Source organism: Wolbachia endosymbiont of Cylisticus convexus (genome assembly GCF_003344345.1).
Genome location: NZ_QPIP01000168.1, coordinates 1 through 1,968, shown reverse-complemented (window position 1 = coordinate 1,968; position 1,968 = coordinate 1). Strand labels below are relative to the sequence as shown.

Genomic DNA, 1,968 nt, shown 5'->3' with positions numbered 1-1,968 from the left:
TTTAAAAAAATTACTTCTACTTTTGCTTTCTGTAATTCTTCAAGTAAAACCATCTGATATGCATATTTACGCGATAAACGATCAGGAGAATGAATATAGATTATGTCAATTTTACCTTCTGCTACTTTATTACGTAATTTTTCTAAGGCAGGACGAACTAAATTAGATCCACTATAGCCATTATCAACGAATTTATGTTCATCTAGCAATTCATGCCCATCTGCTTTAATTTTATTTTCTAAAGCTGAAAGTTGACTTGCAATCGTATTCTCTTGTACTTGTTTTTCTGAAGAAACTCTTGCATATAAGCTTACTGTTAACATTTGATCCTCCTTGAAGTTCTTTTTTATTTGCATTTACTGAATACTTTAGCACTGGCATTAATTTTGTGTAGGCGTCTAATAAATATACCTCTGCCAACCTATCAGGTTCATAACTAACTCGTATGGCAAATCTTTCTTTACTGTTCATAACATTCCATTTAAATAATATGCTCATTATTAATCCACTACATTAAAGCTGATAATTAGTTCGTCATTAGCGTCATAAATAAATGGAGCTCTTACTTTTGGACATAAAAGTTTTCTGGAAATACTTTTTTCAAGTTTTAAATTGTTGGCAACATTGTCGTAGGTGTATTGTTGTAACCATTGGCAATCTTGAACGTCAGACTTTCTACCAGGCACATTTTTAACATGTCGCGCATTTACCAATTTTACTTCAAATCTATATGATTCCAGTATTTGAAATCTTACTATTACCCACAAATATAAATGGACTTATAAATAAAGTATTAGAATATTAAAGTTTGCAAATATTGAGGGTATAAAAATGGCAAGTGAATGGGCTAAAAATGAATTTGGAGATGCGACACTTGGAGATAAAAGACTAACTGACCGATTGGCGAATATTGCTGATAGTTTAATAAATTTACCTGAAAGCTCAATTAATCAGGTATGTGGAAGTTGGTCAGAAGCAAAATGGGCATATCGTTTTTTTCAAAATGAGAACGTGAAAGAAAGCGATATTCTAGCTTCACATACTACAAAAACTGTTGAAAGAATAAAAGCTCATAAAAAGATTCTTGTAATTCAAGATACAAGTAATTTACTCAGCAGCAAGCGTTATGCGATGATAAAAAAAGATACTTATGGATATCAAAAACAGAGTACGGATAGCAAGATCACTATGAAAATAGATAAGTCTGTTCTAAGAACCTGTACATGATCTCAAAGAAGGGATAAAGTAGGAGATAATGTATATAAATTAGATATATGAGAAGTGTATACCCAAGTGACATAAGTCGTGAAAAATTCAAGATAATTTTACCAGATCTAGAATCTTGTAGAAAAAAAACAAAGCCAAGAAGACTTATGAGTGCGCCAAGAAAAGCGTTTAGAAGACAGTTGGTCAACCTAGGCAAAGTCTAGCCAACAGCCTAGAACAGACCATTATGCTACGTAAGGTAACGAGCGTAGTAAAGCTAAGGGAACGAACAATACAGGGTACAACGAAAGTGAAGGTATTGAGTCCCGAAATTACCAACATCATGGAGGTCGACACTTTCCATATAGTGGAAGACAGTATGAAGGATAATGACAAGGCAAGTTATCTATCGGGATCTGAGGCCGTGTCATGTATTGAGATGGAGTTTACGTAAACTTGGGAGATCCTTTGTATTCCTATTGAGGTACGTTGGAACAAGTCAACAAAGGCAAGAACTAACGGAAGATACAAAGGAAGTCGGACTGATTGATAGTACTCAGAGTGTGGGAAACAAGGGGAAGCGATCAGCGGTATAGTTAGGGATTGTTACACCAACACAACAGAGGTTGGAATATGATGCAAGGAAAACTAAATCAGATAGCAGTAATCAAAGATGCTGTGAATGCTACACTGAAGAGCCGTATGCGGGAAATTCGCAAGTAGGGAATGTTCAAAAAAGTGTGTCAAACCGAAAAAAAGTAA

Annotated in this window: 2 protein-coding genes and 1 pseudogene; 1 reads left to right on the top strand and 2 read right to left on the bottom strand. The window is 34.6% G+C overall.

Annotation, left to right across the window (positions count from 1 at the left end; genetic code table 11):
- Window positions 1–356 (bottom strand): recombinase family protein (locus Wcon_RS09790; protein WP_237349973.1); only part of this gene is annotated, 356 nt, incomplete at its 3' end.
- Window positions 357–500: 144 nt separating this feature from the next.
- A complete protein-coding gene (locus Wcon_RS11580) occupies window positions 501–767 on the bottom strand; it encodes a hypothetical protein (RefSeq protein WP_201796976.1) in 267 nt (88 codons plus the stop codon).
- Window positions 768–831: 64 nt separating this feature from the next.
- Between Wcon_RS11580 and Wcon_RS09780 the strand changes: the two are divergent.
- Window positions 832–1,104: pseudogene (locus Wcon_RS09780) on the top strand (IS4/Tn5 family transposase DNA-binding protein); the annotation flags it as partial.
- Window positions 1,105–1,968: the final 864 nt, after the last annotated feature.